The sequence below is a fragment of the Shewanella vaxholmensis genome (genome assembly GCF_031932135.1).
Classification (GTDB): domain Bacteria; phylum Pseudomonadota; class Gammaproteobacteria; order Enterobacterales; family Shewanellaceae; genus Shewanella; species Shewanella hafniensis.
Map to the genome: position 1 here is coordinate 1 of NZ_JAUOEV010000040.1, position 15,558 is coordinate 15,558.

Consider the following 15,558-nt stretch of genomic DNA (forward strand, 5'->3'; position numbering starts at 1 on the left):
TGAGGCTTAATACGTTCAAATTTAGCTTTTGCCACGATATATTCCTTTCTTTTCAGAATAGTCCAGTCAGTGCTGGACCATAATAACATTTATGTCGTAACTGGATATTAGCTACGAGATTCAATAATCGCTTTTGCAATGTTTTGCGGTGCATCAGAGTACTTCAAGAACTCCATAGAGTATGAAGCGCGACCCTGAGTAGCAGAGCGCAAATCAGTTGCGTAACCAAACATTTCAGAAAGAGGCACTACAGCATGGACTATTTTGATGCCACCAAAGCCATCATCCATCCCCTCAATCAAGCCACGACGACGGTTTAAATCACCAACGACGTCACCCATATAATTTTCAGGGGTAGTTACTTCAACTTTCATGCAAGGTTCGAGCAACGCAGGGTTTGCTTCAAGCGCACCCTTTTTGAAGCCCATAGAACCTGCAATTTTGAACGCCATTTCATTCGAGTCCACATCATGATATGAACCGTCGAATAGAGTGACCTTCACGTCCAACACAGGGAAGCCAGCGAGAACGCCATTCTTCATCTGTTCTTGGATACCTTTATCAACCGCAGGAATGAATTCACGAGGAATCACACCTCCCACAACTGCATTGACAAATTCGTAACCAGCGCCTTCTTCATTAGGCTCTAGTTTTAACCAAACGTGACCGAATTGTCCACGACCACCTGATTGGCGTACAAATTTACCTTCAGCTTCTACTGACGCTCGGATAGTTTCGCGGTACGCCACTTGTGGCTTACCTACGTTACATTCAACACCAAATTCGCGACGCATACGGTCAACGATGATGTCTAAGTGTAACTCACCCATACCCGAAATCAGAGTTTGTGACGATTCTTCGTCAGTTTCAACTCGGAATGATGGATCTTCCGCTGCAAGCTTTTGCAACGCGATACCCATTTTATCCTGGTCGGCTTTTGACTTAGGCTCAACGGCAATGGTAATTACTGGCTCTGGGAACTCCATACGTTCCAAGATCACTCTATGATCGTTATCACAAAGCGTGTCCCCCGTAGTCACCTCTTTTAGACCAATAGCCGCTGCGATATCACCGGCACGCACTTCTTTCAGTTCAGTGCGATCGTTTGCATGCATTTGCACCATACGACCTACGCGTTCACGCTTCTGTTTAACAGAGTTGTAAACACCTGAACCTGATTCTAGTACGCCTGAGTACACGCGAATAAAGGTCAAAGTTCCTACGAATGGATCTGTAGCAATCTTAAATGCCAATGCAGCGAAAGGTGCATTGTCATCTGATGGGCGTTCTACTTCTTGCTCGTTCTCATCGATGCCCTTGATTGGAGGCACATCAATTGGCGCAGGCAAGAATTCAATAACCGCATCAAGTACCGCTTGAACGCCTTTGTTCTTGAATGCAGAACCACAAGTCGCTAAAACGATTTCATTATTTATAGTACGCTGACGTAACGCCTTTTTAATCTCATCTTCTGATAGCGTGCCTTCTTCAAGGTACTTATCCATCAGCTCATCCGAGGATTCGGCTGCTACTTCAACTAGATACTCATGCATTTCAGCCGCTTTAGCCGCTAACTCTGCAGGGATCTCCTCATGAGTGAAAGTCATACCCTGGTCTGATTCATTCCAGTTAATAGCTTTCATCTTAATTAAGTCGATCACACCTTTGAAGTTTTCTTCTGCGCCAATATTCAATTGAATAGGCACACAAGTGGCTCCAAGACGAGTTCTAATTTGCTTCACTACACGTTCAAAGTCAGCACCTGCACGGTCCATTTTGTTGACAAATACTAAGCGTGGAACGCGGTATTTATCAGCTTGACGCCACACTGTTTCTGACTGAGGTTCAACACCAGATGAACCACAGAAAACGACAACAGCGCCGTCGAGGACTCGCAGAGACCGTTCAACTTCAATAGTAAAGTCAACGTGACCAGGGGTATCGATGATATTGATGCGGTGTTCAGTGAATTGAGCATCCATACCACGCCAGAATGTGGTTACCGCAGCCGAGGTGATAGTGATACCACGCTCTTGCTCTTGAACCATCCAGTCTGTGGTAGCGGCGCCGTCATGCACCTCACCGATTTTATGAGACAAACCGGTATAGAACAGAACACGTTCTGTTGTGGTGGTTTTACCTGCGTCAACATGAGCACAAATACCGATATTACGATAACGCTCAATTGGGGTTGTACGAGCCACTATTATACCCTCTCCACCAAGACCTAAGTCTTGGCAATATCAACAACATGGTGTGGGCCTAAGCCCACACCATCATATTACCAACGGTAATGAGCAAAGGCTTTGTTAGCTTCAGCCATGCGATGCACGTCTTCACGCTTCTTAACAGCAGTACCTTTGTTTTCAGACGCATCCAGCATTTCACCTGCTAGACGTAAAGCCATAGATTTTTCACCACGCTTACGAGCAGCTTCAACTAACCAGCGCATCGCCAGTGCGTTACGACGCACAGGACGAACTTCACATGGTACCTGGTACGTAGAACCACCAACGCGACGAGATTTAACTTCGACTGATGGGCGAACGTTGTCCAGGGCTGCTTCAAGGATAACTAAATGGTTTTCGCTTTTCTTTTCAGCGACAACATCTAGTGCCTTGTAAATAATTTTTTCTGCAGTCGACTTTTTGCCGTCTTGCATAATGACGTTGATGAACTTAGCCAGCAACTCACTGTGAAACTTTGGATCTGGTAGGATTTTACGTTGTCCTACAACGCGACGTCTTGGCATAACAATTCTCCGTATGCTTCAGGGATTTCCAAAACTGGAATTCTCAAAATAAAACTAGCTTGGCCTTACTTAACGGATAAGTTAAGACTTAGGACGCTTAGCACCGTATTTAGAACGGCTTTGGCGACGTGAAGTCACGCCTGCACAGTCTAATGCGCCACGAATAGTGTGATAACGCACACCTGGTAAGTCTTTAACACGACCACCACGGATTAAGATCACGCTATGTTCCTGCAGGTTGTGGCCTTCACCGCCGATGTACGAAGTCACTTCGAAACCGTTAGTTAGACGCACACGAGCTACTTTACGTAGTGCAGAGTTTGGTTTTTTAGGGGTAGTTGTGTACACACGTGTACAAACACCACGTTTTTGCGGGCACGCATTCAACGCAGGCACATTAGTCTTGTCGACTTTTGGCGCGCGTGGCTTACGTACCAACTGGTTTACAGTTGCCATGTATAGCTCCGAGTCAGTTGAATCAAACTCAACGATAAGGTGTGAAAAATCTATATCCCACAATGGTGGGACGCGGAATTTTAGAAAGGTAATGCCTGACTGTCAAGAAATAGCCAACTTTTGCGGCATATTCCAAGAAAAAAGGCGCCATAGGCGCCTTTTTATAACAAACTGATTACTTAATCTTGGCTACCAGCCAGGTTTAAGAGATCGGCCAAGTTCTGTTCGGCTTCACTTGCAGTGATCTTATTCACTACTACAGGTTCGTTTTTCTTCGCACGCGCTTCATTACGAGTCTTGTGATAAGCGTAACCGGTACCGGCTGGGATCAGTCGGCCAACGATAACGTTTTCTTTCAGACCACGTAATTGATCGCTCTTACCACCTACGGCAGCTTCGGTCAGTACGCGCGTGGTTTCTTGGAACGATGCTGCTGAGATAAAGGATTCTGTTGCCAGAGATGCTTTAGTAATACCCAGTAGTTCACGTTCAAAGGTCGCAGGCACTTTACCTTGGGCGATCAGTTCGCGGTTAGCGATCTTAACGCGTGACACTTCAGCTTGTTCCCCTTCAAGGAACTCAGTGTCACCGGCAGAAGTGATAAGACACTTACGCAGCATCTGACGGATGATCACTTCGATATGCTTATCGTTGATCTTCACGCCTTGCAGACGGTAAACGTCCTGTACTTCGTTCACAATGTAGTTAGCTACGTTGTGGATACCACGAAGACGCAGAATGTCGTGTGCCGCTTCTGGACCGTCAGCGATAACTTCACCACGTTCGACTTTTTCACCTTCGAACACGTTTAAGTTACGCCACTTAGGGATCATCTCTTCATAATGATCGCCGCCATCAGCAGGTGTAATCACCAAACGACGCTTACCTTTGGTCTCTTTACCAAACGAGATGGTACCAGAGATTTCCGCCAGAATAGCTGGCTCTTTTGGCTTACGCGCTTCGAACAAGTCAGCAACGCGTGGCAGACCACCGGTGATGTCGCGAGTTTTAGACGATTCCTGAGGAATACGAGCTAATGCGTCACCCACGTTGATTTGCGCGTTATCTTCTAAGTTAACGATCGCACTACCTGGTAAGAAGTACTGTGCTGGTACTTCAGTACCTGGGATCATTAAATCGCTACCGTTAGCGCCAAGCAGACGGATCATTGGGCGCATTTCTTTACCCGCAGTACCACGCTGACCAACGTCAAGGATCACGATTGATGACAGACCCGTTAGTTCGTCTGTTTGACGTGTCATAGTAACACCGTCAATCATGTCTACGAACTTGATACTACCCGCCACTTCAGAAATGATTGGGTGAGTATGTGGATCCCAGTTAGCGATAACATCGCCCGCTTCAACAGCGGCTTCTTCTAGCTTCTCGAGCACAGTACCGTATGGCACTTTATAACGCTCTTTCTCACGACCCAGCTCGTCAATAACGGCCAGTTCAGAAGAACGAGAAACGATAACCAGTTTGCCGTCACTGTTAGTAACATGCTTAGCATTATGCAGTTTCAATGAACCCGAGTTTTTCACTTGGACATTGTTTTCTGCAGATGCTCTCGATGCCGCACCACCGATGTGGAACGTACGCATCGTTAACTGTGTACCTGGTTCACCGATAGATTGTGCTGCCACAACACCGATGGCTTCACCGTGGTTAATAATATGACCACGAGCCAAGTCACGACCGTAACAAGCTGCACACACACCGAAATCGGTATCACAAGAAATAACAGAACGAACAATCACTTCGTCGATTGAATGCTCTTCTAACTTGTCACACCATGCTTCGTCGAGTAGCGTGTTACGTGGTGCGAGTACGTCTTCAGTGCCTGGATAGAACACATCAATCGCAACTACACGACCCAGTACGCGTTCACGTAACGGCTCAACCACATCACCACCTTCAATCAGCGGTTTCATGGTTAGACCTTCGTGAGTACCACAATCGTCTTCGATAACCACTAAATCTTGTGCAACGTCTACAAGACGACGAGTCAGGTAACCCGAGTTCGCTGTCTTCAATGCCGTATCGGCTAGACCTTTACGCGCACCGTGAGTAGAAATAAAGTACTGGAGTACGTTTAGACCTTCACGGAAGTTAGCGGTAATTGGCGTTTCGATGATTGAGCCGTCTGGCTTAGCCATCAGACCACGCATACCCGCCAACTGACGGATCTGTGCGGCACTACCACGAGCGCCTGAGTCAGCCATCATATAGATGCTGTTAAACGAGGCTTGTTTCTCTTCAACACCATCACGGTTAATCACTGTCTCAGTTGACAGGTTTTCCATCATAGCTTTAGAAACTTTTTCGTTGGCACTTGCCCAGATATCAATAACTTTGTTGTAACGCTCACCGGCTGTAACTAGACCAGATTGGAACTGCTCTTGAATTTCAAGAACTTCCGCTTCTGCATCAGCAACTAAGGTGTATTTCTCGTCTGGAATAACCATGTCATCGATACCTACAGAGGCACCAGAAATGGTTGCAAAACGGAAACCGGTATACATCAATTGGTCAGCGAAGATAACAGTATCTTTCAGACCCAGTTGACGATAACAAGTGTTCAACAGTTTAGAGATCTGCTTTTTGCCCATGTTCTGGTTAACCAGATCAAATGACAAACCTGCTGGCAGAATAAGTGACAGCAGTGCACGACCCACAGTCGTATCAACGATACGGCGTTGTTCAGTACGTTCACCAGTGTCACCAATAATGGTTTCAGTGATACGTACTTTAACGCGGGCATGCAGTTCAGCAGCACCAGTTGCGTAAGCTTTTTCAACTTCAGCAACAGACATAAATGCCATACCTTCACCACGGCCGTTAATACGCTCACGGCTGGTGTAGTACAGACCCAATACCACGTCTTGAGACGGTGTGATAACAGGCTCGCCGTTGGCTGGTGACAGGATGTTGTTGGTAGACATCATCAGGGCACGGGCTTCAAGCTGCGCTTCCAGTGTTAACGGTACGTGTACCGCCATTTGGTCACCGTCGAAGTCGGCGTTGTATGCCGCACAAACGAGTGGGTGTAACTGGATTGCTTTACCTTCAATCAGTACTGGTTCGAACGCTTGGATACCCAGTCTGTGCAGTGTTGGTGCACGGTTGAGCATCACTGGATGTTCGCGGATCACTTCATCCAGAACGTCCCATACTTCCGCCACTTCACGCTCAACCATCTTCTTAGCCGCTTTGATGGTAGTAGCTAAGCCACGACCTTCTAGCTTGCCATAGATGAATGGCTTGAACAGTTCCAGTGCCATCTTCTTAGGAAGACCACATTGGTGCAGACGTAGAGTAGGACCTACGGTAATTACCGAACGACCAGAATAGTCGACGCGCTTACCCAATAAGTTCTGACGGAAACGACCTTGCTTACCTTTGATCATATCGGCCAAAGATTTCAGAGGACGTTTGTTAGAACCGGTAATAGCACGACCACGACGACCGTTATCTAATAGCGCATCAACAGACTCTTGTAACATACGCTTTTCGTTGCGTACGATAATGTCTGGCGCAGCTAAATCTAACAGACGCTTCAAACGGTTGTTACGGTTGATCACGCGGCGATACAGGTCGTTAAGATCTGAGGTCGCGAAGCGGCCGCCATCGAGCGGTACCAGCGGACGTAAGTCAGGTGGTAACACAGGCAGTACTTTTAAGATCATCCACTCAGGCTTGTTGCCTGAAGTGTAGAATGCTTCCATCAGCTTAAGACGTTTAGTCACTTTCTTGCGACGAGTCTCAGAGTTGATTGAAGGCAATTCTTCACGCATTTGTTCGATTTCTTTCGCTAAATCGATAGCACGTAACAGTTCAAGTACTGCTTCGGCACCCATTTTAGCTTCGAACTCATCACCGTATTCTTCTAATGCATCCAGATAAGTTTCTTCTGTCAGCATTTGGCCACGCTCAAGGCTGGTCATGCCAGGCTCGATCACGACAAATGATTCAAAATACAGTACGCGTTCGATATCACGCAGCGTCATATCCAGCATTAAGCCGATACGTGACGGTAGTGATTTTAAGAACCAAATGTGCGCAACTGGGCTAGCCAGTTCGATGTGACCCATACGCTCACGACGTACTTTAGTTTGGGTTACTTCAACGCCACACTTTTCACAAATAACACCACGGTGCTTCAAACGTTTGTACTTACCGCACAAACATTCGTAATCTTTGACTGGGCCAAAGATACGCGCACAGAACAGACCTTCACGCTCAGGCTTGAAGGTACGGTAGTTGATGGTTTCTGGCTTCTTAACTTCACCAAAAGACCAAGAACGGATCAGATCAGGCGATGCCAGACCAATTTTGATGCCGTTAAATTCTTCAGTCTTGCTTTGCTGTTTCAGAAACTTTAATAAGTCTTTCACGTTTCTCTCCTGAAGGAGTTAAACCGGGTGCTCCGCTCGCACGGAGCACCATTCTGTTTGCCAAACGCGGCTAAAGGCCTGCGCTTATGCCTGATCCAACTCGATATTAATACCGAGTGAACGGATCTCCTTCAGTAACACGTTGAAGGACTCTGGCATGCCAGGTTGCATCTGATGGTTACCGTCGACGATGTTCTTATACATCTGAGTACGACCGTTAACGTCATCCGATTTAACGGTGAGCATTTCTTGAAGCGTATAAGCGGCACCGTATGCTTCTAGTGCCCACACTTCCATCTCACCGAAACGCTGACCACCGAACTGAGCTTTACCGCCCAGTGGTTGTTGAGTCACTAAGCTGTACGAACCGGTAGAACGGGCGTGCATCTTGTCATCAACTAAGTGGTTCAGTTTGAGCATGTACATGTAACCAACAGTTACTTGACGCTCAAATTCGTTACCGGTACGACCATCAAACAACTTCAACTGACCAGAGGTTGGCAAACCTGCAAGTTCAAGCATCTGCTTGATCTCTTTCTCTTTAGCACCGTCGAATGCTGGAGTTGCAATCGGGATACCGCCTTTCAGGTTAGTCGCAAGACGTAATACTTCATCATCAGTGAATGAATCGATATCGACGCGCTGTTGCACTTCGTCACCTAATTCATAAACTTGCTTGATGTAGCCACGAACTTCAGCCAGCTCGCGCTGTTCTTCAAGCATCGCAGTGATCTTGTTACCAATACCTTTGGCAGCGGCGCCCATATGGACTTCAAGTACCTGACCAATGTTCATACGTGATGGAACACCTAGCGGGTTCAATACGATGTCTACTGGGTTACCTTGTTCGTCATACGGCATGTCTTCGATTGGGCAAATCTTAGAGATAACACCCTTGTTACCGTGACGACCCGCCATCTTGTCACCAGGTTGGATAGTACGCTTAACCGCTAAGTAAACCTTAACGATCTTGAGTACGCCTGGAGCCAAGTCATCACCTTGGGTGATCTTGCGACGTTTGATTTCAAACTTCTTATCGAAGTCAGCTTTCAGCTCTTCATGCTGTTCAGCCAATTGCTCAAGTTCGGTTTGTTTAGTTTCATCGTCAATGACTTGAATCAAAACATCTTTACGTGGCAAGGCAGCAATTTGCGCGTCAGTGAAACCAGCACCGATTAACAAGTTACGCGCACGGCTCAATACACCTTCTTCAAGGATCTTGAACTCTTCACCTAAGTCTTTACGAGCTTGGGCAATGTGCATCTCTTCGATTTCAACTGCACGCTTGTCTTTCTCAACGCCGTCACGGGTAAATACCTGAACGTCGATGATAGTACCCTTAACAGAGTTAGGTACACGCAGTGAACTGTCTTTAACGTCAGACGCTTTCTCACCGAAGATAGCTCGCAATAACTTCTCTTCTGGCGTTAGCTGTGTTTCGCCTTTTGGCGTCACTTTACCAACCAGAATATCGCCGCCCTTCACTTCTGCACCAATGTAAACGATACCTGACTCGTCGAGTTTCGACAGAGCAGACTCACCTACGTTTGGAATATCAGCCGTGATTTCTTCGCTACCCAGTTTGGTATCACGAGCAATACAAGACAGCTCCTGAATGTGGATAGTAGTGAAGCGGTCTTCTTGCGCTACGCGCTCAGAAATTAAGATCGAATCTTCGAAGTTGTAACCGTTCCAAGGCATGAACGCGATACGCATGTTCTGGCCAAGGGCTAAGTCACCTAAGTCAGTAGACGGACCGTCTGCTAACACGTCACCGCGAACCACTGGCTCACCAACTGAACAACAAGGACGTTGGTTGATACAAGTGTTTTGGTTAGAACGGGTGTACTTAGTCAGGTTATAAATGTCGATACCGGCTTCGCCTGGGCGTAGCTCATCTTCATTTACCTTAACAACGATACGGCTCGCATCAACGTAGTCTACAAAACCACCACGCTTAGCAACAACCACAACACCTGAGTCAACAGCAAGAGTACGTTCAATACCAGTACCTACTAGCGGCTTTTCAGAGCGTAGTGTTGGTACGGCTTGACGTTGCATGTTCGCACCCATCAATGCACGGTTAGCATCATCGTGTTCTAAGAACGGGATGAGCGACGCAGCAACAGAAATGATCTGTTGTGGCGAAACGTCCATATACTGGATGTCAGCAGCGCGCATAAAGGTAGATTCACCTTTATGACGACAAGCAATTTGCTCTTCTGCCATACGACCGTTCGCGTCAACTTCAATGTTCGCCTGTGCGATCACATAACGACCTTCTTCGATTGCTGACAAGTATTCCACTTCGTCAGTAATCACGCCGTCGATAACCTTGCGGTATGGCGTTTCTAGGAAGCCGTATGAGTTAGTACGGGCAAAGCTTGCTAATGAGTTGATTAGACCAATGTTTGGACCTTCAGGGGTCTCAATTGGACATAAACGACCATAATGCGTTGGATGTACGTCGCGGACTTCGAAGCCTGCACGTTCACGAGTCAAACCACCGGGGCCAAGAGCAGAAATACGACGCTTATGCGTTACTTCTGACAGCGGGTTGTTTTGGTCCATGAATTGTGACAGCTGAGAAGAACCGAAGAACTCTTTCACTGCAGCAGAAATTGGCTTAGCGTTGATCAAGTCTTGTGGCATCAGCTCGTTCAGATCGCCTAAAGATAGGCGTTCACGCACGGCGCGCTCAACACGGACTAAACCTACGCGGAATTGGTTTTCAGCCATTTCACCGACGCTACGAATACGACGGTTGCCTAAGTGATCGATATCATCGACTTCGTCGAAACCGTTACGGATATGAATGATGTTCTTCATTACCGCGACGATATCTTCTTTAGACAATACACCGCTACCTTCGTCATCAGGAATGCTGAGACGACGGTTGAACTTCATACGACCGACTTTAGACAGGTCATAACGCTCTTCACTGAAGAACAAGTTCTGGAATAGTGCTTCGGCAGCATCTTTGGTTGGTGGCTCGCCAGGACGCATCATACGATAGATCTCAACCAGCGCTTCTAAGCGGTTAGTGGTTGAATCGATACGCAGCGTATCTGAAATATAAGCACCATGATCTAGCTCGTTGATATACAAGGTGCTGAGTTCTTTAATACCGGCCAATGATAATTTAGCCAGATCTTCTAGGCTAATTTCACTGTTGGCAGAGACTAAAACTTCACCCGTGTCCGGATCGATATAATCTTGAGCAGCATATTTGCCCACGATATATTCAACTGGCACTTCGAGTTCAGTGGTATTGGTTTTTTCTAATTGGCGAATGTGGCGCGCAGTGATACGACGACCGGCTTCAACCAGTACAGAACCTTCAGCATCCTTGATGTCATAGCTGGCAGTTTCGCCACGCAGACGCTCAGGAACCAAGGCCATAACCAGAGTATCTTTCTTAATCTTGAACTCAACGCGTTCAAAGAACAGATCGAGGATCTCTTGAGTAGAATATTCTAATGCACGTAACATGATGGTCGCAGGCAATTTGCGGCGACGGTCAATACGCACAAATAGTGCATCTTTAGGATCGAATTCAAAGTCAAGCCATGAACCACGGTAAGGAATAATACGTGCGTTATACAGCACCTTACCTGATGAGTGGGTTTTACCACGGTCATGATCAAAGAACACGCCTGGAGAACGATGTAATTGAGATACGATTACACGCTCAGTACCGTTGATAACAAAAGTACCGTTATCCGTCATCAATGGGATATCACCCATGTAGACTTCTTGTTCTTTAATATCTTTTACTGTGCCCGCCGCTGCTTCACGGTCATACAACACCATGCGTAATTTAACGCGTAGTGGAGCTGAGTACGTAACACCACGGATCTGACACTCTTTCACATCAAAAACAGGCTCGCCAAGCTTATAGCTGACGTATTGCAGTTCTGAATTACCAGAAAAGCTCTTGATGGGAAAAACGCTACGGAAGGCGGCTTCTAAACCGCGCTCACCGGTAGGATCTTGATCGGTGAACTTCTTAAAAGAGTCTAGCTGGATAGACAATAAATAAGGGATATCCAAAACTTTTGGACGCTTACCAAAGTCTTTGCGAATACGCTTCTTTTCAGAATAGGAGTAAACCATGGGTTTCCTCTGCTTACGAGATGTGACCAAGACTGAATAAATAACTTATGTTATTAAATTCAGCACGTTTGCCCATCACCGTTGATGGCAAGAACCTAACCAGTAATCTCTGCTAGGGACTGCAAAATTTGGCGACAAACGGTGAAAAAAAATCGCCAGCGCATATAGCGCAAAAAAGGCCGACGGTTAAAAAACCGCCAGCCTCCACCCAAGTGGCTTGGGTGAGCAAGCTAAATAATAGCTTACTTGATTTCTACAGAAGCACCAGCTTCAGTAAGTTCTTTCTTCAGAGCTTCAGCTTCTTCTTTAGAAACGCCTTCTTTAACTGCTACTGGAGCAGCTTCAGACATAGCTTTAGCTTCTTTCAGGCCTAAACCTGTTGCGCCACGGATTGCTTTAATAACAGCAACTTTGTTGTCGCCGTGAGCAGTCAGAACTACGTTGAATTCTGTTTGTTCTTCAACAACAGCAGCTTCAGCACCGCCAGAAACAACGGCAGCAGCAGCAGAAACGCCGAACTTCTCTTCCATTGCTTCAATTAGTTCAACAACTTCCATTACAGACATAGCTGCAAAGGCTTCTAAGATTTGGTCTTTAGTGATAGACATAACAAATGTTTCCTATTGTTCTGAATTCAATTTTATTAAGCAGCCAGCTTGAAATTAAGCGGCTTCTTGTTTTTGATCGCGCAGGGCGGCCAGTGTACGAACGAACTTGCCAGCAGATGCTTCTTTCATAGTCATCATTAACTGAGCTAGTGCTTCTTCGTATGTTGGCAGTTTCGCCAAACGATCAATTTCAGCTGCAGGGATGAAATTCCCTTCAAAGGCTGCGCCTTTAACTTCGAAGTTAGCTTGTTCTTTAGCAAAGTCTTTTAACAGACGTGCTGCAGCACCTGGGTGCTCTAAAGAAAAAGCGATCAAAGTTGGGCCAGTGAACGTCTCTGCTAGGCACTCAAAAGCAGTACCTTCAACAGCACGACGAGCCAATGTGTTACGTACTACACGTACATATACACCAGCTTCGCGAGCTTTTTTACGCAGACCGGTCATAGCACCTACAGTCACACCGCGAGAATCAGCGGCAACTGCAGATAGCGCACCTTTGGCAGCTTCGTTGACTTCAGCAACAATCGCTTTTTTGTCTTCGAGTCTTAATGCCATTGGCTTTACTCCTGGATTCTACCTAGGGTATTCCCTAGTATTTACCATACTAAATACTTATGTATTTAGTGACTTACGGTGCAGATTATCCAGTAAAAAAATTTAGCTGGGGCCTGACACCGTCTACGCAGGAAATTAAGTTATTTTTACAAAAAACACCTGCGGTCTTGGACGGAAACCTGAGTTACAACCAATTAAACGGCGATAAAACAGGCTTCAACCCACAAAGTGCGCGCATTATAGATTAATACGCTCACCTTGTAAAATTATATGGTTGTCTCAAGCGTAGCTTGATCAACTGCAACACCTGCACCCATAGTGGTAGAGATGCTAACCTTTTTCACGTATACACCTTTAGCAACTGCAGGCTTAGCCTTTTTCAGTGCAGAGATCAACGCTTCCAAGTTTTCTTTCAATTGAACTGGTGTGAAATCCACTTTACCGATAGTAGTGTGGATAATACCGTTCTTGTCGTTACGGTAACGAACTTGACCAGCCTTGGCATTCTTAACAGCTTCAGCAACGTTTGGTGTTACTGTACCTGTTTTAGGGTTAGGCATTAAACCACGTGGGCCTAAGATTTGACCTAACATACCAACAACGCGCATTGCATCTGGAGATGCGATAACCACGTCGAAGTTCATTTCACCGGCTTTGATTTGCTCAGCCAGATCATCCATACCAACTAGCTCAGCACCAGCAGCTTTTGCCGCTTCAGCATTTGCACCTTGTGTAAATACTGCAACGCGAACGTCACGACCAGTACCGTGTGGCAACACTGTTGCACCACGAACGTTTTGGTCAGATTTACGTGGGTCGATACCCAGGTTAACTGCTACGTCTACACTTTCAACGAATTTTGCAGTTGCTAATTCTTTTAACAGAGCAACAGCTTCGTTGATATCGTAGCTTTTAGTACCGTCAACTTTTTCGCGAATTACGCGCATGCGTTTAGTTAGCTTTGCCATTATATTAATCCTCTACAACCAAACCCATTGAACGCGCAGTACCTTCGATTGAGCGAGTCATCGCTTCAATGTCAGCACCAGTCATATCGGCAGCTTTAAGTTCAGCAATTTCTTGAACTTTAGCGCGTGCGATAGTACCCACTTTCTGAGTGTTTGGACGTGGAGAACCTGATTTCAGGCCTGCAGCAGTCTTCAGTAAGTAAGACGCTGGAGAAGTCTTAGTTTCAAAAGTGAATGAACGGTCACTGTATACAGTGATCACGACAGGAATAGGCATGCCTTTTTCCATTTTTTCTGTACGGGCGTTAAACGCTTTACAGAATTCCATGATGTTCACACCTTTTTGACCCAAAGCTGGACCAACTGGTGGTGACGGGTTCGCAGAACCTGATTTTACTTGTAGCTTAATATAAGCATCAATCTTCTTTGCCATCTGACATTTCCTCAGTTTGGGTTCAAACGCGCATCAGCGACATGCTGACGTGCTCCCCCGAAAACAACGGGGACGGATTATATAGAAACTCGCCCCCGTTGCCAAACGGATTTTGTATTTTATTTAATCAGCCTTTTTCAACTTGACTAAAGTCAAGTTCAACTGGCGTAGAACGACCAAAGATCATTACTGATACTTTTACGCGGCTCTTGTCATAATCCACTTCCTCAACGGTACCGTTGAAGTCAGCAAATGGACCATCACACACACGCACCACTTCACCAGGCTCGAAGATAGTTCTATGAGTCGGTGACGCTGTCGTTTCTTGTAAGCGACGCAGAATTGCATCCGCTTCTTTATCGGAAATTGGGGCAGGACGATCAGAGGTTCCGCCAATAAAGCCTAAAACACGCGGGATGCTTTTGACTAAATGCCAGCTGTCATCGTTCATTTCCATCTGGACTAACACATAGCCAGGGAAAAACTTACGTTCGCTCTTACGACGCTGACCTGCACGCATTTCAACGACTTCTTCAGTCGGGACCAATACTTCGCCGAAGTATTCTTCCATGCCGTGCATCTTAATGTATTCAATCAGTGACTTACAAACTCGGCCTTCATAGCCTGAGAATGCCTGCACTACATACCATCTTTTTTTAGCTTCTTTAGCTTCAGTCATTCGAGGTGCCTATACGCCAGTGATAAAATTGACAATTCGCATTAACACAGCATCCATACCCCAAAGGATAAGAGCTAAGATACCTGTTGCTGCAAGGACAATAAAAGTGGTGTTTAGTGCTTCTTGACGCGTCGGCCATACAACCTTGCGCACTTCGATATGCGCTTCACGGGCAAAAGCTAACGCTTTTTTACCTTTTACAGTCTGAAGCGCAATAAAACCAGCAATAGCGAATGCAACGATAACACTAAGCGCACGTATTACGGCACTGGCTTCGCTATACATTTGATTGCCAATAACAGCAGCGGCTAGTAATACAATCACTAAACCCCACTTCACGATATCCAGAGAATTGTTCTGGTTTTCAGTATTTGTTGTCATCGGTTTTTCCGTTACTCAATACGGCCTGAGCTTAGAGCACATTAATTGACGGGCATAATTCCCACATCATACTCTGCATTTCCGAACACCCTTAGAAACGCAAAATAGCATAAGCTCAGGGTCAAAAATCGGCCATAGATTGTATTCTTATTCGACTTTGTAAGCAAGGATGCGAATCCCATGCAATCCACAAAACCTGTGAAATAATCCACT

General features: G+C 46.1%; 11 protein-coding genes. All 11 read right to left on the reverse strand.

Annotated elements, in window-relative coordinates; translation table 11 throughout:
• Positions 1–107: 107 nt before the first annotated feature.
• The 11 genes from fusA to secE all read right to left on the reverse strand — a co-directional run bounded on the left by fusA (position 108) and on the right by secE (position 15,345).
• A complete protein-coding gene (gene fusA / locus Q4Q46_RS21020; protein WP_106648461.1) occupies positions 108–2,204 on the reverse strand; it encodes an elongation factor G in 2,097 nt (698 codons plus the stop codon).
• Positions 2,205–2,281: 77 nt separating this feature from the next.
• A complete protein-coding gene (gene rpsG, locus Q4Q46_RS21025; RefSeq protein ID WP_011787570.1) occupies positions 2,282–2,752 on the reverse strand; it encodes a 30S ribosomal protein S7 in 471 nt (156 codons plus the stop codon).
• Between the two features lie 81 nt (positions 2,753–2,833).
• Complete coding sequence (gene rpsL, locus Q4Q46_RS21030) at positions 2,834–3,208, reverse strand: 30S ribosomal protein S12 (RefSeq protein ID WP_006083605.1); 375 nt, start codon at positions 3,206–3,208, stop codon at positions 2,834–2,836.
• Positions 3,209–3,387: 179 nt separating this feature from the next.
• Entirely contained in the window at positions 3,388–7,605 is a 4,218-nt protein-coding gene (gene rpoC, locus Q4Q46_RS21035) for a DNA-directed RNA polymerase subunit beta' (RefSeq protein ID WP_311901099.1), read from the reverse strand.
• A gap of 84 nt (positions 7,606–7,689) precedes the next feature.
• A complete protein-coding gene (rpoB, locus tag Q4Q46_RS21040) occupies positions 7,690–11,721 on the reverse strand; it encodes a DNA-directed RNA polymerase subunit beta (RefSeq protein ID WP_220591696.1) in 4,032 nt (1,343 codons plus the stop codon).
• Between the two features lie 242 nt (positions 11,722–11,963).
• Complete coding sequence (gene rplL, locus Q4Q46_RS21045) at positions 11,964–12,329, reverse strand: 50S ribosomal protein L7/L12 (RefSeq protein WP_006083608.1); 366 nt, start codon at positions 12,327–12,329, stop codon at positions 11,964–11,966.
• A gap of 54 nt (positions 12,330–12,383) precedes the next feature.
• Entirely contained in the window at positions 12,384–12,884 is a 501-nt protein-coding gene (gene rplJ, locus Q4Q46_RS21050) for a 50S ribosomal protein L10 (RefSeq protein WP_006083609.1), read from the reverse strand.
• A 266-nt stretch (positions 12,885–13,150) separates the two neighbouring features.
• A complete protein-coding gene (gene rplA / locus Q4Q46_RS21055; RefSeq protein WP_106648466.1) occupies positions 13,151–13,852 on the reverse strand; it encodes a 50S ribosomal protein L1 in 702 nt (233 codons plus the stop codon).
• Positions 13,853–13,856: 4 nt separating this feature from the next.
• Entirely contained in the window at positions 13,857–14,285 is a 429-nt protein-coding gene (gene rplK, locus Q4Q46_RS21060) for a 50S ribosomal protein L11 (RefSeq protein ID WP_006083611.1), read from the reverse strand.
• Between the two features lie 127 nt (positions 14,286–14,412).
• Positions 14,413–14,964 (reverse strand): transcription termination/antitermination protein NusG, encoded by a 552-nt coding sequence (nusG, locus tag Q4Q46_RS21065; RefSeq protein WP_106648467.1) that lies wholly within the window; start codon positions 14,962–14,964, stop codon positions 14,413–14,415.
• A gap of 9 nt (positions 14,965–14,973) precedes the next feature.
• Positions 14,974–15,345, reverse strand: a complete 372-nt coding sequence (secE, locus tag Q4Q46_RS21070; RefSeq protein ID WP_006083613.1) for a preprotein translocase subunit SecE — start codon at positions 15,343–15,345, stop codon at positions 14,974–14,976.
• Positions 15,346–15,558: the final 213 nt, after the last annotated feature.